This is a genomic window from Paenibacillus rhizoryzae (assembly GCF_059686995.1).
Genome location: NZ_JCAALT010000006.1, coordinates 485,138 through 498,172 on the forward strand (window position 1 = coordinate 485,138; position 13,035 = coordinate 498,172).

Genomic DNA, 13,035 nt, shown 5'->3' on the forward strand with positions numbered 1-13,035 from the left:
TCTATTCCGTTTCCGTAGTAGGAAGAAATAAGTCCCGATTACGCTCATAAAGCTGTTTGTATGTTTTATAGCCTAAGTTGTACATATCCACATTCGCTTGAATGGGAACAATAGGCTGCTCGTGGATGCTTACGATCGCGGAGCAAGCCGATTCCACGCTGCTGTACACTTGCACGCCCACACCTGCAATCATCGCCGCTCCGAAACAAGCCTGCTCCCGCATGGTGCTTACATACACATCGATCCCGAGTATATCCGCGAGAATTTGCTTCCACAGGCCGCTCTTCGCACCGCCCCCGGAAACAATCAGCTTATCCATCCCAACGCCAAGCGACTTAAAGATCTCCAAGCTATCCCGCATGGAATACCCGACTCCTTCCAGCACCGAGCGGACGAGATGGGCATCGCTATGCTTCAACGTCAAGCCGAAGAACATCCCTTTGGCATGCGGGTCCATATGGGGTGTACGGTCGCCAGCCAGGTAAGGCAAGAAAATAACTCCTTCGCTGCCGGCTGAAATCGCTTGAGCCCGTTCGTCCAAACGCTGATAATCGGTTTCGCGCAAAATTTGCCCGGCCAGCCATTTTAACGAAAGCCCTGCGCTCATGGAGGCCCCGAGCAAATACCAGCGATCCGGCACAGCGTGTACATAATTGTGCGTTCGAAGCAGCTCATCATAGACAGGCTGAACGATGGGAGCAAACAATTGGCCGCCCGTTCCAATCGTGCAAGAGACTGTTCCCGGTGCAATGACTCCGTTGCCAATAGCCTGCATCGGCTGATCGGCCCCGCCGTACACGACCGGAGTACCCAGCGCGAATGGACCTTCTGCCGCTGCTTGCTGCGTAACGGATCCGCTGATTTCCCAGGGCTCTCCCACGGATGGGAATAAGGCTTGATCAATGCCCGTCTTCGCGAGAAGTTCTTCCGACCAGCACCTGCCTGCCACATGGAAAGCCGAAGTACTGGAAGCGTCCGTCGTTTCTACACCGATTGTGCCCGTTAGCCGGTAGCGAACATAATCTTTCGGGAGGATCACGGAACGAATGCGACGATACAATTCCGGTTCATGGCTCTTCATCCACATTAGCGAAAGCAGCTGGAACCCGGTGGCTACCGGATTTTGAATAAGCTCGCCCAGTTGTTTCGGTGTGAATGCCTTCTCCAGTTCGTGCTTCTCGGCAATTGTTCGTTGGTCGCACCATATAATCGATGGCCGGATCACTCGGCCTTCCTCATCAAGAACTACCAGTCCATGCATCTGACCGGAGAGGCCGATTCCAATAATCCGGTCCGCTTGGAGGTTCGCCTGCTGGAGTGCCATAGCTGTGGTCTTACAGGTCAGATTCCACCATTCCTCCGGATCTTGTTCCGCATAATAAGGGGCTGGCATGTGCGTCTCATAATCCAATTGAGCAAACCCGAGCATTCGGCCTTCTGCATCCATGAGCATGGATTTGACGCTTGAGGTTCCAATATCGATCCCCAGCAGAGCTTCCATTGCCTCCACCTCCACGAGTTTCCCTCTATAACATATAATCAATATACAGAATAGTCACAACAATCATACACAAGCTTCCAAATGAAGACAAGCATACATATCTATTCGTGTTTTACCAAATAATAAGGTGCTTTTAAAACAGCTTTAGAGGAGGTACCAATGGCTACGACCAGCAATGAGTTTCTATCGGGGATCCGCGAGAGACGAACCATTTATGCGCTCAGCAAAGAATCGCCTATTCCAGATAGCCGTATCGAAGAAATCATCAGAGAAGCCGTAAAGCACACGCCATCGGCCTTTAATTCCCAGAGCACGAGGATTGTTCTGCTTTTAGGCGAGCAGCACGATAAACTTTGGAATATTACAACGCAGGTGTTGAAAGCGATCGTACCGGCCGAACATTTTGAATCCACCCAGCAGAAGATGGACAGCTTCAAAGCCGGCTATGGCTCCGTTCTGTTCTTCGAGGATGAGAGCATTATCCAAGGGCTGCAGGCGCAGTTCCCTACATACCAGGATAAATTCCCGGATTGGTCCCAGCACACGAGTGCCATGCATCAATTTGTGATCTGGACCGCTTTGGCAAACGAGGGGTTAGGCGCAAGTCTTCAGCATTACAATCCGTTAATCGATGAGAATGTGAAAACCGAATGGGGCATCCCTGAGAATTGGAAGCTTATCGCCCATATGCCATTCGGCAAACCAACCGCGCCGGCAGGAGAAAAGCAGTTCATGCCGATCGAAGATCGGTTCAAGGTTTTCAAATAAAAAGGAAGCAGCGATTGTCTCGCTGCTTCCTTTTTTATTAGTAGGATGAACATTAATTATACAGCCAGTGCTAGTGCGCCGATCTTCTCGCCTGTTCCTGCTTTAGCTTCTCCGGCGTAACGTCATTACCGTCCGGATCAATGATCGTGGAATGCAAGAGCAGGCTGCCTACAGAACCGCGAAAGATGCGTAGATATTCTTTGCGTAGATCGGCTTGTTCTGCTTTCTCCGCATCCGTTAATCCGGATTCTTTCTGTTTCCTTGATAGCTCATTAATTCGATTAAGTATGTTCAGCATAAGGGCTCACTCCTCTATTGCGGACGTTCCATCTCAAACATTCTGCCCAGGGTTGCATAGAAATTGCCTGCCATCCGGCTGACGGGTGCCAGCTTCTGCGCATCGATTCTTCCGTGCTCCAGAAGCTCTTCCGAGATCTGAAAACGGACAACGCGCGCGATCAACAGGTCGCATCCCGGTGTACCGCCTGTTCCGCCAAGCTCCAGCGCCTGTTCCAGCACACATTCCATTCTGATCTTGGACTCTGCGATTCCCGGTACTTTTACGGTTTCACTATCAATTGGCGTGAGTCCTGCTAATGTTACCTCGCTTTCATCCGGAGGCAAATTTGCCGCAGTTTCATTAATGGCGTCCACATTGGACTCATCCACGATGTGAATAACAAGCTCGCCCGTTGCAACCGCATTTCGCGAAGTATCTTTCATCCTGCCATTCTTACGTTGAACAGCTATCGATAAGAGCGGCGGATTGCTGGAAACGATAGAAAAATAGCTGAATGGTGCGCCGTTCAATACCCCTTGCTCCGATCGTGTAGTCACAAACGCGATGGGACGCGGAACGACACTGCCGATAAGGAGTTTATAATTATCGCGCTCACCCTGCGCTGCCGGATCTATAGAGATCATATCGTCCCTCCCTTCGAGCATCCATTAAGCTTCTGGAAAATGCTCTTGAAACCACTTCGTGGCTGCATTGACCTCGGAAGCGGTCAGCTGATGACCGTAGTTCTCCCAATGCACGGCAACGTCGGCTCCCGCTCCGCCGAGCAGCTGCTGCAACTCTTCGGTTTCGCTTGCTGAGCAGATCGGGTCGTTCGTGCCGGCACCGATGAAGATCGGAGTGCCTGACAAGTCAGGCAGCTCCATGCCACGCAGCGGAACCATCGGATGATGCAGGATCGCACCTTTGAAAGCATCGGCATAATGGAACAGAAGGCTTCCGGCGATGTTCGCGCCATTCGAGTATCCGACAGCTACGAAGCTGCTGCGGTCAATGCCATATTGGGCTGCGGCTTCATCCAAGAAGTCATATAGCTCTTTAGTGCGGAATACCAGATCCGCTTCATCGAAGATGCCTTCCGCCAATCGCCGGAAGAAGCGCGGCATGCCATTCTCCAGAATGTTACCGCGAATGCTTAGCAAGGAAGAACCAGGAGAGATCCGTTGTCCAAGTGAAATCAGATCTCTCTCCGTTCCGCCTGTACCGTGCAGCAGCACTAAGGTTGGCGCACTGGATGATGTACCCTGTTCGAAAATATGCTTCATTATTTATTCGCCTCCAACTCACGAACTTGGATCGGATGCAGATTGGCTTCAATTTGCTCCCGTTTCGGTTCGAACCAAGATGGCAGCATCAATTTCTCACCCAGCGCGTCCGCAGCTTCATCATTCGCGAATCCCGGTGGATCCGTAGCGATCTCGAACAGTATGCCGCCGGCTTCCCGGAAGTAAATCGCATTGAAGTACTGTCGGTCAATGATTTGAGTCGGCTGATAACCGGAGTTCAGTACTTCCGTTTGCCACTGCGCATGCTCTTCGAAATCTTTCGCTCTCCACGCAATATGATGCACCGTGCCTGCGCCGCCTGCTCCCCACTCCATATCGGCTACCGGTACATCGATGATGTTCCCGATATCTGCAGAGGTTTGGAAACGTGCATAACCTTGATCCTCGCCGACTTTGCCCATACCCAAAATATGCTCAAGGGCGTGTATGGTTTGCGCTGATTTGGTGCTGAACAGTACGGCTCCGCCAAATCCTTTGATCGCTTTATCGGTAGGAACGCCGCTGAAGGACCACTCGCTATTCGCTCCCGCTTCGCGCTCTACAATTTCAAGCCGCAGCCCTTCGTTATCCGAGAACTGAAGATAATCCTCAGAGAAGCGAGTAACCTTGGTCGTTGCAATTCCGAAGCCTTTCAGACGATCTTCCCAGAAGCTGAGCGCTCCTACAGGAACCACATATGTGGTAATCCCCACTTGCCCGCCGCCAACTTTGCCTTTGCGGGAATTCGGCCAAGGGAAGAACGTGATGATCGTGCCCGGAGTACCGGCTTTGTCGCCGAAGTATAGGTGATACACATCAGGTGCATCGAAGTTAATCGTCTTTTTGACAAGGCGAAGACCCAGTGTTCCTGCGTAGAAATCGACATTGGCCTGAGGATCGCTTGCAAAGGCTGTAATATGGTGAATACCTGCAGTTTGTAATGACATGAATAATCACTCCCATAGATTATTGTAATTGAAGTACACGATCTGTAGCTATTTCTGTTAGTATTCCGCCATTTTCCCGAAAATAAATGAGGTGTTCGCGATTAGTTAAACAAGGCATCGAGCGAATACGAACCCGCTCCGGCGAACGCTACACCGATTACGACTGCGAGAAGTACAAGCGGGTATTCATAACCGTTCGCCGTTGACCAAATTCCGTTCTTGCCATGCACTTTCACAATTGCTCCAAGCATGGTTAGCGCAATAAGGGCGGCCGCCACCGGCGTAAATAATCCTGCAGCAAAGAGTGCCCCGCCGACGAATTCCATCAACCCTGCCGCAACTGCCATCAGCACGCCGGGTTTCATGCCGATCGATTCCATCCAGCCGCCCGTTCCCTTTGGACCGTAACCGCCGAACCAGCCAAACAGCTTCTGTGCACCGTGCCCGATAAACAACAAACCAATCACTACGCGAATAATTAACAATCCTAATGCTACCATTTTAATTTCTGCCTCCATTTTGTTTTGGTTTTAATAATCTTTAATTTAAGATATTAGATAAAAGAAGTGGTGCATGGAGCTTCTAACCTTCTACGCCTTTCCCCAATTTCTTAAGAAGTTCAATAAGGGTCAGTTTTTCTTCGTTGGATAAGCTTTGTGACATCAGATGTATGGAAGACGCATGCTTGGGAAAAATGTCATCGAACAAGTCGTTTCCGGCCTGTGTGATCTCCGCATAAATGACTCTTCGGTCTGTTTCGCATGGGACTCGTTTGAGCAGCCCTTTCTTCTCCAGCTTATCGATGTTGTACGTGATGCTTCCGCTAGTGACAAGGATCTTCTCCCCAATTTGCTGCAGCGGAATGCGTCCCTTGGTGTACAGCACTTCGAGAATCGTAAACTCGGAGGATGACAGCTCATATTGCTTCATATCTTTAACGGCCCGGTCCATCAATGTTCTGAACGCTTTGGATAACACAACGAATGTTTTCAGCGAGACCGCTTGGTCGTCATCGATTTGGAATGACATTTGCACTCACCTCCCTCAGATGTCTTGGATTTAATTATCTTGAATTAAAGATAAAACATTTCGAGATTAAAGTCAACAACAAATTCATAATTTCATACCCCCTAAATCCCCCTGAAAGGGGGACCCCGAGGGACACCCGGAATGTGAATAACGTTGGCGCTGCAGAGAAGCGCTCGCGAGTTTGTTTGGTGCGTATGATCGCTTTCGTCCCATTCGGGACACGCTTAACTTGAGGCGGGTTTTAGCTACCTGGTGTCCCTTGCGGGACCATGATAACGTGGTCCGCCTCAGAGACGCGTATGAGATTGTGCGTGCTTGATCTCGCTTTCGTCCCGTTCGGGACACGCTTTACTTTGAGCGCTGGAAAGACGGGATGATGGTTACCAGGTGCTCGCCGCTTTGCGACTCGCACGGTAACCTGGAGGCCCGCTCGTACCCCCGCGCGGGGATGTTAGTTGAAGGTCGCCCACAAAAGCTGAAAGGGGCTGAGATGGATTCCCGCTTATTGTTCGTTTAACGGAACCACTTTGGTTCCTGAATTGAGGACTTTTACTTTTACGTTGACATGAATAGGAACCTCCGGAAAAACCTCGTCCCATTTGGGCTTAAATGTACTCTTCCATGCTTTGCGATGCTGTTGATAGAAATGAGACCCGATTCCCAAGAAATCGGATTTATACTCTTTTTGCGCTTTCGTTATTGCGGCTTCGAGTTCTTGTTTCACCGTACCTTCCAGCTCCTTCTCGCATTCGCGAAGGATCTCCGATGTTATGGCTTTAACCGTACTGTCGAATTGGTACATCGTAGCAGTGGCTTTTGTCGTAATGAATACTTCGGGTACCTTGCTGCCCGTTTTAATTTTTATTTTCGACTTATTATCCTGAAGCCTGAATACGGCTTTTACAGAAGCTCCCGTGCCAGGTGCTCTTACGGATACCGAGGACAGTTCTTGTACTTTTTGATTTACAATTCGTCCAAATCCCTTACTTTCGTTTCCAACCAGCACGCCTGCCGGCATGAAGCCTTTGAATACAACCATATCCGACACCTTGATATTCCCTTCCCCAATTATTTCCACCAATGGGGCGACAGGCTCTATTCCCTCTGCCATCAGCATTCTATTGAAATCTTTGATCCTGACTGGAAATGAAGCGCCTGTACGAGGTGTAACCTTAAAAAAACCCACTAACGCATCCCCGACCAACAGCCCCGATTTCCCAACCGGCATCCTCAGTATTTTGTCCGGTTTCTCCTTGGTAAAGGCCAGAAATACGGATTCTCTTATATTGGGCGTAATAAATAATAAATCCATGAAATTCTTCAGATGTTGTTTAGCCACTTTTTCGCTGATGATGAGCGTTGTAACATAACCCAAGAACAGTTCGCCCGGAACGCTGGTTTGCATGTTATCGAAAGCTTCCGGCACTGTCTTCCCTGTCCCTTGAACCACTACATTGGAATTCCCGCTTTGCTTGTCTTGTTTTCGTGTTTTTATGATTTCGTAAGTCAACAGAATTTGACCGTTGTTGTCCATATCAAGACCGATTGCGCGAACTAAAGCCATGCTTTCATACTCCATGTAATCCCAGCATCCGGTGCATACGCTCAGAATAACCACCGTTAGAAGGAGTTGTATCCCTTTTGAATAGTTCATGTTTCCCTTACTACCGCCTTTTTTCCTTTTGCAACGATCAGGATGGAAACTGTACAAAGGACAACGAGATAGAATGGATAGATACAATATTGAATGACCCTTATGTACCCGTAGAAGGCTTCGTTAAATGAACGCAAATTCAACGCAATGATGAATGTAACCAACGTAATGATGATGATGAGAAGTTTGGAGCTTCTTTTCATAACAGATTCTGAAGCTACCCCGCTGCTGTAGAAATTTCCTGCCATCTTCAGCACAGTGATAATTACATAAGGAATAAATATGAAAATTTCCAAACCTTGAATGAACGTGCCAATTGTGATGGAAGAAGCCACATTGACGCCTGCAAAAGAAATTCTGGAAGCCTCCTCCGGAGAAATAGCTGCTGAAAATAAGAACGATGCGGCTCCGGGCAAGAGTACAACGGATACAAGTAACCCTACCGTAAGTGAGGTAAATTGCTTCCCCGGCTGATGCAGCGATTCAACCATAATGAACAGGAATAGAATCACTTCAGAATGCCCTCCTCCTGCCAGTAATACAGCCTTTAGAAAGGAAGGAGCATCGCTGTCTATCATAGGGAAGATGTTCGAAGGATCGAACTGCGTGATAACTCCGATAAGGAGAACAGGTAAAAACATGAGACCGAGGAAAACAATCTCCAACGTAACGCTCATCCTGGCTAAGCATTCAATACCACTGCTTGCGATTAAGAAGGACAGAAAAGTAATCAGAAGCATGGGTGCCCACATCGGTGTATTGTGCAAAGCAATGGTCCTCACCAGTCCTCCGCACATCATTAACAGCAAGGAAGATAGGACGATGTTTAAGGCAACGTAAGCTGCAATGAAAATCGTACTGATCCATTTCCCGCCAACCATCTCGACAATCTGGAAGATGTTTTTGCCGGGATACTTCTTTGCAACGCTCAATACCCATAAGGCAAAGCCAATGTTAATAAAACCGCTTACGAACTCCGCAATCCACGCACTTCTCCCTGCCAGGCTGGTATTGTAGGAGTGGTAGAAAAAAACGCCGCCATAAGCGCTTGCAAAGGTAAGAAAGATGGCTTGTAAACTCGAAATCTTCTGCTTTTGCAACACGTTCCCTGATCCCCCCTTTATTCTTTGGGACTCGGCTTCCTAGTGCTATCCCCTATCGAAGTTACGTTATCGGATAATACTTTGGAGCGATTTCTCAATTTCCACACGGGAGACCTTACGAGCAGATCCTTCATCAGGCTCATTTCACCGCCATCCATAGGATGGGAAATCGATACGCCGAACGAGCGAAGGGTAACCAATCTCCAGTGTAAGAAGAGGATACCGATAATAACACCAAACAGTCCTAATACGGTAGCCATAAATATTAAACCGTAATTAGCTACTCTTGACATATTGGTGAGGTTTATCGAAGGCAGCGCAAAGCTTGAAATCGCAGAGACCGCAACAATGATGATTACGACAGGGCTGACGTAACCTGCTTCCACAGCCGACTGGCCGATCACGACGGCCCCAAGGAAGCCGATGCTCTGTCCCAAACCTTTCGGCAGTCTTATTCCTGCTTCTTTAAGCACATCAATCATAAAGGTCATAAGCAGTACCTCAATGACGGAAGGGAACGGAACGTCACTTCTGCCTGCAGATATCCGAAAGGCTAAAGCCGGAGGAATGATGGAATGATTAAAGGCTACAAACGATACGTACAGGGCAGACAATGTCGAAGAAAGAAAAAAAGCGCAAATTCGGGTAATTCTCATGATCGAACTGAACATCCATTTTTGCGAATAATCATCGGGTGTCTGAAATTCCTGTAAGATCAATAAAGGTACAATGATAACGAAGGAGAAGTTATCGCACAGTATCGCTACGCGTCCTTCAGCTATATTAGAGACGGTGACATCAACGCGTTCGGTCAGCTTATATTGCGGCCAAATCGTTAACGGATTATCTTCGGTTAGTTCCGTTAAGACCGATATCGAATGGACGATATCGATGTCGATCCGAGCTAATCTACTGCATATCTCTTCGATTATTTGAGGTTTGGCCACGTTTTTCAGCCACGCGATTCTTACTTTCGTATGGGAAGTCCTCCCGATCTCCATCTGTTTAAACATTAAGTTCGGAGAAGGTAATCTCATTCTTAAAAGGTTGAAATTTTTACTTAAGCTTGATGTAAAAGCTTCATTACCGCTCTGTATAGTAGGCTCTGTTTCTGATTTTTCACCTACTTCACGCTTTAGTAATGGGATGACTAAAGCGCAATCGCTATCGTCACTCGTTACTACAACATGACCTGTAAGGATAGCTTGAACGAGTTGATCCTTGTCGTCCGAACTAAAGACTTTCGCAGCGGAAATAACCCTTGATTTCATTCTATCCATAAACTCGCCTGGCGATTGAAGACGATCTTCCGAATCCAGGTCCTGCAATCTTTCGATTACATAATGGTTAATGAGTTCATTTTCAATGAGATTCTCGATGTAACTAACACTTACTTCAAAATGTCCGCTCCAAACAGGTATCGTTCTTGAAACGAAATCACCATCACCGGAAAATGTGTCTGTTAAATATCCCTTTAAACACATCTTACTTCCTAAATATATAGACATCGAGGATAGGCCTCCCATAACCACTACAACCGTATAGATATAGATAGTTATGTTCATCCCGCTTCTAAATTATGTGAAATCAAAAAAGCAGCCCCTGCGTTATAGGGACTGCAGAAACTCGCTCACCTTATAGCTCAGCGTACTTTTTCGGTAATAATCCTGATCTTCGTCCTCCGCCTTATAAAACGCGGTTGCCTCGGCAATCTTCGTTCCAACCGGTTTATGGAACCATCTGGACGATCTCATTTCCTTCCAAGATGCTTCAGCCCGCTCCCTCTGCTTCTGACTCTGATAGAAGATGGCGGACTGATCATCCGTTGGATCAACATTTTCCCAGAACACTTTAAGAAGCTCGTCATACGTAATCCGTTCCGGATTGTAATGAACCTCAACGGCTTCAAGCTGATCCGTGGTTCTGGAAACCACTTTATTATAGGTCGGATTGGTATCCCGTCCCCCCGAGTAGCCCGTATACACATCCGAGACGCCATCCAGCTTCTGGAACGCCTCTTCCATATGCCAGAAGCAGCCACCGGTGAAGATTGCGGTTTCGACAGGTAAATTCGTCTCGTCTCTATTGCCTTTGTCTTGAGCTTCAGCAGCTTTCGCTTCCAATGAATGAAGCATGCCGTAAACGACACCTTGGTGATAATTCATATGCAGCGTGGTCAAGTAGATGAGCTCACCGATATTCCGGGCGTGCAGGTTGTTTTCTCTCACTGGTTCATCCAGTCTATCTTTCAACGTCTCGTGGACATGCTTGTTCAGTTCTTTGAACTTGGCGATCAATTCGTCCCACTCAGGCGGTTCGCCCTGCCAGTCCGCGGGTTTCGTACCATACGCGAAGAAATCTTGATAGCGGCCCGGAAGCAAGTTGGGCTGCTCCGAAAGGACAAGAACATCGAAATGCGCGATGACAAGAGCATGCCCTAAATGCCAATGGATATTATTCTTAAAGCCTTCCGGTATGATGCTCCGTCTCTTCGCCGGACATCGATTGAGTACACGAATGAATTGTTTGATGTGTTTGTTAAAATGGCGAAGCGCGAATTCATCTCTCATTGGATTGCTTCTCCTCTCCAAACTGAGCGGCATAATCGCCATATCCACTCTTATCAAGCTCAGCCTTCGGAATAAATACCATAGCTGAAGAGTTTATGCAGTATCGCAGTCCCGTTGGTTTGGGCCCATCATGGAAGACATGACCTAGAAAAGAATTCGCGTACCGGCTTCTTACTTGGGTCGAGGACGACGAGAACAATCCGCCGTCTGGTCTCAAGACAATATTGTCCGGCTCTAGCGGTTTAGTAAAACTAGGCCAGCCCGAACCGGCATCATATTTGTCCGCCGAGCTGAACAATGGCTCGCCCGAAACGATATCGACGTAAATACCTGCCTCTTCGTTGGCCCAATATTCGTTCTCGAATGGCGGATCCTCGAAATCCTTCTGAGTGACGTTGAATTGGTGCTTAGTCAGCGTTTTCAGCTTTTCCTCTTTATTGAACCCTTTATTGAACCCTAGGACAGCATGGAATTTCAATTCCCGATCCTCGCCCCAAGCATCATTCAGAAAAGAGTTACGGCCGGAGACGAGCTCGGCCAGCTTGTGGTGGAGTGGATTCTTTTTGTAATAATCCTGATGTTCCGTTTCTGCTTTATAAAAGGTAGATGCAGCTAAAATCTTCGTGACAATCGGCTTATCGAACCTCTTAGAAGATGCTAATTCATCTCTTGATGCTTCAGCCAGCTCTTGCTGTTCATTACTGCTATAAAATACAGCAGTTAGATAGTCGCTGCCACGATCAGCGAATTGTCCTTCTGCATCTGTGGGATCAATGCTTCGCCAATAAACCTGAAGGAGGTCGTCATACGTAATCTGATTCGGGTTATACAGAACCTCTACCGACTCGAGATGTCCTGTTTTTCCGGAGCCCACTTCTTCATAGGTGGGATTCTTCGTGTGTCCTCCCGTATAACCTGACTCCACGCGCAAGACCCCGTCAACCTGCTCGAAAGCCTCTTCCATGGGCCAGAAACATCCGCCTGCAAAAATGGCGATTTCGTAAGGCGTATTGGAATTTTCAATAAACGTAGTTAACAACTCTTGCGTCTTTGCTATTTCTTTCTTGTGATACGACATATAAACGGAATAAACAATAAAGAATATCAGGGCAATCGATAGTACAACCAAGATGTTTTTTTTGAATTTCAATTTCTTTCTCCTCTGCCGGATCTTAATAGTTCAAGAAGCAATTTATTTCATAAATGGATCCGCCAACAAGAGCAACGAGAAGAGACCAAATGATTACTTTTTTATACATATTCAATTTCCTCCTCCTAGTAAGTAACTATCTATACTTGTTTTGATGGTTACAATATATCATGCACGCGCTAAGAAAACAAGTAACTATCTATTTTATTTTTAATGGTTACTTTTGGAAATTCATCAATGTTGTCTGCTCTTACAAAAAATGCAGCCCCTTCTCATAGGGACTGCATGACTTCATAGGTTTCTTCCGTTAAGCAGAATGGACATGTGACTTTGGAAGAATCCTTCCACAATCAAAAAACTCGCGGCAGACCACCAAATGCTCGGTCAAACTAACGGAATCACTATTACTGCTGATTTCGTCCAGTTTCTTGACCAATTGTATGACCTCCTCAAACATGATGGACCGGCCTACATAGGTAACAGAAAACTCCACCAAACAATACCCGTTTCCGTTTCCTTTGGTCGTATTCAAGATCAAGGTTACATCCGGCGTTGATTCGTCTTCGCCATCATACGAATAAATATTGATTTTCCACATTTTGGAGCAATCTCGGATATAATCATTTTCATGCCTGTACTTATCCAGTTCAAACCAGCCCTTTTTCATTAATTCCCTTCCTTCCGGCAATCTTTAATCCTCTATCTCGCATTTCAGCATACTTGGTGTCCCTTCCCGCAATTATAACAAGA

General features: G+C 47.3%; 14 protein-coding genes. 1 reads left to right on the forward strand and 13 read right to left on the reverse strand.

The genetic code is table 11. The features are described from left to right. Position 1: 1 nt before the first annotated feature. The gene (xylB, locus tag AC6ESO_RS20120) at positions 2-1,501 is read right to left on the reverse strand and encodes a xylulokinase (RefSeq protein WP_497092922.1); all 1,500 of its coding nucleotides are present in this window, start codon (positions 1,499-1,501) and stop codon (positions 2-4) included. 159 nt (positions 1,502-1,660) lie between these two features. Between xylB and AC6ESO_RS20125 the strand changes: the two genes are divergently transcribed. After that, positions 1,661-2,269: a nitroreductase family protein gene (locus tag AC6ESO_RS20125; RefSeq protein ID WP_497092923.1), complete on the forward strand. Its 609-nt coding sequence runs from the start codon at positions 1,661-1,663 to the stop codon at positions 2,267-2,269. Positions 2,270-2,339: 70 nt separating this feature from the next. On the opposite strand, the gene AC6ESO_RS20130 is transcribed toward AC6ESO_RS20125, so the two are convergent. The 12 genes from AC6ESO_RS20130 to AC6ESO_RS20185 form a co-directional block, all read right to left on the reverse strand. After that, positions 2,340-2,567 carry a DUF896 domain-containing protein gene (locus AC6ESO_RS20130; protein WP_494821607.1) on the reverse strand — a complete coding sequence of 76 codons (228 nt, stop codon included), beginning with the start codon at positions 2,565-2,567 and terminating at the stop codon, positions 2,340-2,342. A gap of 14 nt (positions 2,568-2,581) precedes the next feature. Further along, positions 2,582-3,193 carry a flavin reductase family protein gene (locus AC6ESO_RS20135; protein WP_497092924.1) on the reverse strand — a complete coding sequence of 204 codons (612 nt, stop codon included), beginning with the start codon at positions 3,191-3,193 and terminating at the stop codon, positions 2,582-2,584. 24 nt (positions 3,194-3,217) lie between these two features. Beyond that, on the reverse strand, positions 3,218-3,832 hold the full coding sequence (locus AC6ESO_RS20140) for an alpha/beta hydrolase (protein WP_497092925.1): 615 nt from the start codon (positions 3,830-3,832) through the stop codon (positions 3,218-3,220). Further along, positions 3,832-4,779: a ring-cleaving dioxygenase gene (locus tag AC6ESO_RS20145; RefSeq protein WP_497092926.1), complete on the reverse strand. Its 948-nt coding sequence runs from the start codon at positions 4,777-4,779 to the stop codon at positions 3,832-3,834. Before AC6ESO_RS20145 ends, AC6ESO_RS20140 begins: the two co-directional genes overlap by 1 nt. 101 nt (positions 4,780-4,880) lie before the next feature. Next, positions 4,881-5,279, reverse strand: a complete 399-nt coding sequence (locus tag AC6ESO_RS20150) for a DoxX family protein (protein WP_497092927.1) — start codon at positions 5,277-5,279, stop codon at positions 4,881-4,883. An 82-nt stretch (positions 5,280-5,361) separates the two neighbouring features. Then, positions 5,362-5,808 carry a MarR family winged helix-turn-helix transcriptional regulator gene (locus AC6ESO_RS20155; RefSeq protein ID WP_497092928.1) on the reverse strand — a complete coding sequence of 149 codons (447 nt, stop codon included), beginning with the start codon at positions 5,806-5,808 and terminating at the stop codon, positions 5,362-5,364. Positions 5,809-6,310: 502 nt separating this feature from the next. After that, complete coding sequence (locus AC6ESO_RS20160; protein ID WP_497092929.1) at positions 6,311-7,549, reverse strand: Ger(x)C family spore germination protein; 1,239 nt, start codon at positions 7,547-7,549, stop codon at positions 6,311-6,313. Next, the gene (locus AC6ESO_RS20165; RefSeq protein WP_497092930.1) at positions 7,459-8,565 is read right to left on the reverse strand and encodes a GerAB/ArcD/ProY family transporter; all 1,107 of its coding nucleotides are present in this window, start codon (positions 8,563-8,565) and stop codon (positions 7,459-7,461) included. The genes AC6ESO_RS20160 and AC6ESO_RS20165 overlap by 91 nt, the downstream gene beginning before the upstream one ends. A gap of 17 nt (positions 8,566-8,582) precedes the next feature. Then, the gene (locus AC6ESO_RS20170) at positions 8,583-10,073 is read right to left on the reverse strand and encodes a spore germination protein (protein ID WP_497092931.1); all 1,491 of its coding nucleotides are present in this window, start codon (positions 10,071-10,073) and stop codon (positions 8,583-8,585) included. 99 nt (positions 10,074-10,172) lie between these two features. Further along, positions 10,173-11,135 carry a peptide-methionine (S)-S-oxide reductase MsrA gene (gene msrA, locus AC6ESO_RS20175; protein WP_497092932.1) on the reverse strand — a complete coding sequence of 321 codons (963 nt, stop codon included), beginning with the start codon at positions 11,133-11,135 and terminating at the stop codon, positions 10,173-10,175. Then, the gene (msrA, locus tag AC6ESO_RS20180; protein WP_497092933.1) at positions 11,125-12,285 is read right to left on the reverse strand and encodes a peptide-methionine (S)-S-oxide reductase MsrA; all 1,161 of its coding nucleotides are present in this window, start codon (positions 12,283-12,285) and stop codon (positions 11,125-11,127) included. The genes msrA (AC6ESO_RS20175) and msrA (AC6ESO_RS20180) overlap by 11 nt, the downstream gene beginning before the upstream one ends. 307 nt (positions 12,286-12,592) lie before the next feature. Continuing rightward, positions 12,593-12,952, reverse strand: a complete 360-nt coding sequence (locus AC6ESO_RS20185) for a hypothetical protein (RefSeq protein ID WP_497092934.1) — start codon at positions 12,950-12,952, stop codon at positions 12,593-12,595. Between the last annotated feature and the right edge of the window lie 83 nt (positions 12,953-13,035).